At 72.8% G+C, this 4,585-nt stretch carries 1 protein-coding gene; it reads left to right on the top strand.

The annotated features are described in order from the left end of the window. Positions 1–82 precede the first annotated feature (82 nt). Positions 83–4,585, top strand: a 4,503-nt coding sequence (locus VF632_RS09595) for an amino acid adenylation domain-containing protein (protein WP_331022658.1), incomplete at its 3' end; no start/stop codon positions are given.

Raw genomic sequence — 4,585 nt, 5'->3', positions numbered from 1 at the left:
CCTGTTCCAGGTCGTGTTCACGGTGCAGGGGGACGGTGGCGGGGGAGGAGGAGGAGGGGGAAGTGCTCTTCCGGGGCTGAGCGTGAGCGGAGCCGGAGCGGGGAACGCAAGCGCCAAGTTCGATCTTTCGCTGGTGCTCACCCCGACTGCCCAGGGGCTGCGTGGCGGACTGACCTACAGCACGGACCTTTTCGAGCGCGGCACGGCCGAGCGGATGCTCGGCCACCTGGCGCGGGTGCTGGAGCAGGTGGCGGAGAACCCGGACCTGCGGCTCTCGCAGCTGGAGTTGCTCGCGGCGAAAGAGCGCGGCCTGGTGCTCGGGACGTGGAACCGCACGGAGCGCGGATACTCCAACCCGCCGGCCCACGCGCTTTTCGCCGAGTGGGCGCGCCGTGCTCCGGAGGCCGTCGCCCTCCTGGATGGCCGGGAGGCCGTGACCTATGGCGCGCTGGACCGGCGCGCGGCGATCCTCGCCGGGCACCTGCGCGACCTGGGGGTCGGGCCCGAGACCCCGGTGGGGCTGTGCCTGGAGCGCACGCCCGAGCTGCTGGTGGGGGTGCTGGCGATCTGGAAGGCGGGCGGCGCCTACGTTCCGCTCGATCCCAGCTACCCGGCGGAGCGGCTGGGATGGATCATCGCCGACGCGGCGCTTCCGGTGGTGGTCGTTGCGGAGAGCACGGCCGGCGTGCTGCCGGAGCACGGTGCCACCCTCGTGCGGATGGACCAGCTTCCCGACACCGCATCGACGACGGCGCCGGAGGTGCCCGCGTCCAACGCGGGCCTGGCGTACGTCATCTACACCTCCGGAAGCACGGGCCGCCCCAAGGGGGTGCTGGTGCAGCACGGCTCCCTGGCCAACCTGCTGGCGGCCACGCGCGAGACGTTCGGCGTTGAGGAGGGCGACGTGATGCCGGCGCTGGCGTCGTACGCCTTCGACATCTGGCTCTTCGAGGCGCTGCTCCCGCTCACCTCCGGCGCGGCAGTTCGCCTGGTGGAGCGCGACCGGGTGCTGGACGTGCCCGCGCTGCTGGAGGAGGTCGCGGACGCCACGCTCGTGCACGCGGTCCCCGCGCTGATGCGGCAGCTGGTGCAGGCGGAGCGCGAGACGCCCCGGCTTGCCCGGCTGCGGCGCGCCTTCGTGGGTGGCGACCGCGTCCCGGCCGACCTGCTGGCGGAGATGCGTGAGGCGCTCCCCGGAGCCGAGTCGCACGTCCTCTACGGCCCCACGGAGGGGACCATCCTGGCCTCCGTGCACCCCGTCCCGGCGGACGGGGTGCACGGGCACCCGATCGGCCGCCCCCTGGGGAACGTGCGCCTGTACGTCTGCGACGCGCTCGGCGGCCCGCAGCCGGTGGGCATCCCGGGCGAGCTCCTGATCGGCGGGGCCGGGGTGGCGCGCGGCTACCGGGGGAATGCCGGGCTGACGGCGGAGCGCTTCGTCCCCGATCCGTTCTCGGCGGAAGGCGGCGCACGGCTGTACCGCACGGGCGACCGGGCGCGCTGGCGGGCGGACGGCACGCTGGAGTTCCTGGGGCGGGTGGACGCGCAGGTCAAGGTGCGCGGTTTCCGGATCGAGCCGGGGGAGATCGAGGCAGTGCTGCGCCAGTACGAGAGCGTCACCGAGTGTGTGGTCGTGGCACGCGAGGACGTGCCGGGCGACCAGCGGCTGGTGGCGTACGTGGCCGGCGTCGTCGAAGCGGACGAGCTGCGGGAACACCTGCGGCGGAGCCTGCCGGAGTACATGGTGCCGGCCGCCTTCGTGGTGCTCGAGGCGCTGCCGCTGACGCCGAACGGGAAGCTGGACCGCAAGGCGCTGCCGGCGCCGGAGTACGCGGCCGGTGCGGACCTGTACGTGGCGCCGCGGACGCCGGCCGAGGAGGTGCTGGCGGGGATCTGGGCGGAGGTGCTGAAGGTCGAGCGGGTGGGGGTGCACGACAACTTCTTCGCCTTGGGGGGGCACTCCCTCCTGGCGGTCACCCTCGTCGAGCGCATGCGCCGGCGCGGCCTGCGCGCGGACATCCGCGCGCTGTTCACCACGCCGACGGTAGCGGAGCTCGCCGCGGCGGCGGGAGGCGACTCCCACGAGGTAGCGATCCCACCGAACCGGATCCCGGCCGGCTGCGGTGCCATCACGCCGGAGATGCTCCCGCTGGTCGAGCTGACGCAGGCGGAAATCGACGGCATCGTGGCCGGCGTGCCGGGGGGCGCCGAGAACGTGCAGGACATCTATCCGCTGGCCCCTCTGCAGGAGGGAATCCTCTTCCACCACCTGCTCAGCCCGGAGAACGACCCCTACCTGCTCCCGCAGCCGTTCTCCTTCGAGAGCCGCGAGCAGCGGGACGCCTACCTGGCCGCGCTGCAGGCGGTGGTCGCGCGGCACGACATCCTGCGCACGGCGGTGGTCTGGGAGGGGCTCCCGGAGCCGGTGCAGGTGGTCTGGCGTCACGCCCCACTCGTGGTCGAAGAGGTGGAGGTAGACCCCGCCGCGGACGATGCGGCGAGGCATCTGTACGAGCGCATCGATCCGCGGCAGCGGGGCGTAACCATGGGCCGCGCTCCCATGCTGCGTGCCTACGTCGCCCGGGAGGCCGTCGCGGGGCGCTGGGGGCTGCTGCTGCTGCTGCACCACATGGTGAGCGACCATACCGCGGCAGAGGTGCTGCGCGAGGAGATGGGAGCGCACCTGGATGGCCGCGCGGAGCAGCTGCCGGCACCTCTCCCGTTCCGCAACTACGTGGCGCAGGCGCGGCTGGGGGTAAGCCGCGCGGAGCACGAAGCGTTCTTCCGCGAGCTGTTGGGAGACGTCGATGAGCCGACGGCGCCGTTCGGGCTGCGCGAGGTGCGGGGAGACGGGCTGGGGCTGCAGCAGGGGGTGCTGGGGGTGCAGGAGGAGCTCGCAGCGCGGCTGCGCGAGCGTGCGCGGCGGCTGGGAGTAAGCACGGCGGCCGTGTTCCACGTAGCGTGGGCGCAGGTGCTGGCGCGGGTCTCGGGCCGGAGCGACGTGGTCTTCGGGACGGTGCTCTTCGGGCGCATGGAGGGCGGGGAGGGAGCGGACCGGGTGCTGGGGCCGTTCATCAACACGCTGCCGGTGCGGATCCGGGTGGGGGGGGAAGGTGCGGAGGCGAGCGTTCGCCAGACGCAGGTGCTGCTGGCGAGCCTGGTGCGGCACGAGCACGCCTCTCTCGCGCTGGCGCAGCAGATGAGCGGGGTGCCGGCGCCTGCGTCGCTGTTCTCCGCGCTCTTCAACTACCGGCATGCCGGAGGCGGAGGTGGAGGGGGAGGGAAAGGGGGAGGAGGGAAGAGCTCTGCGCGCGGGCCGAGGCAGGCGCAGATCATGGAGCGTTCGAACTACCCGCTCAACCTTTCCGTGAACGATTGGGGAGAGGCGTTCTCCCTGACGGTGCAGGCAGAGGCGGAGGTGGGCGCGCAGCGGGTGTGCGCGCTGATGCACACGGCGCTTGCGGGCCTGGTCGAGGCGCTGGAGGAAGCGCCGGAGCGGCCGCTGGAATCCATCGAAGTGCTCTCGCAGGTCGAGCGGCGGCAGGTACTGGAGGTGTGGAACCGCACGGAGGCGGAGTACCCCGCCGAGTCGTGCATCCACGAGCTGTTCGAGGCCCAGGTGGCCGGAACGCCCGACGTCGAGGCGGTGGCGTTCGAAGGAGAGCGTCTCACCTACGCCGAGTTGAACACGCGGGCGAACCGGCTGGCGCACCACCTCCGCTCGGTGGGCGTGGGTCCCGACGCGCGGGTGGCGGTCTGCGTGGAGCGGAGCGCGGAGATGGTCGTCGCGCTGCTGGCCGTGATGAAGGCGGGCGGGTCGTACGTGCCGCTGGACCCGGCCCAGCCGGCCGAGCGGCTGGAGTACATGCTGGCCGACAGCGCGCCCACGTCGGTGCTGACACAGAAGCAGTTCCGGGATCGGTTCGAACACACGGGCGTGCCGGTGCTGGAGATCGACGCTGGCAGGCCGGAGTGGGCCGACCAGCCCGCGGCGGACCCGGCCATGGAGGGACTGACGCCGGCGCACCTGGCGTACGTGATCTACACCTCGGGCTCCACCGGGCGGCCCAAGGGCGTCGCCGTTCCGCATCGCGGCGTGGTCAACCTCCTCCGCTCGATGCGCGAAACCGTGGGGATGGAGCCCGCGGATCGCCTGCTGGCGGTGACCACGTACGGCTTCGACATCTCGGTGCTGGAGATCTTTCTCCCCCTTCTCCACGGCGCACGGACCATCATTCTGCCGCGCGAGCGGAGCGGCGACCCGGCGGCGCTGGCGGAGGCGATCCGGGCGTACGCACCCACGGTGATGCAGGCCACGCCCGCCACCTGGCGGATGCTGGTGAGCGCAGGGTGGGAGGGCGCGACGGAGATGCGGGCGCTCTGCGGCGGCGAAGCGCTTCCGGCGGATCTCGCGTCCGCGGTGCGGAGCCGCGTCGGCGGGCTGTGGAACGTGTACGGGCCCACGGAAACCACCATCTGGTCGACGTCCGGGGCGGTCGGCGGCGATGCTTCCAGCGCTGCGCAGGTGCCGATCGGGCGGCCGGTGGCGAACACGCGCGTCTACGTGCTGGACGCGGCGGGCGAG

Source organism: Longimicrobium sp., assembly GCF_036388275.1.
Lineage (GTDB): Bacteria > Gemmatimonadota > Gemmatimonadetes > Longimicrobiales > Longimicrobiaceae > Longimicrobium.
Note: the sequence above shows the minus strand (reverse complement) of the source record. Positions and strands in the feature narration are given on the sequence as shown.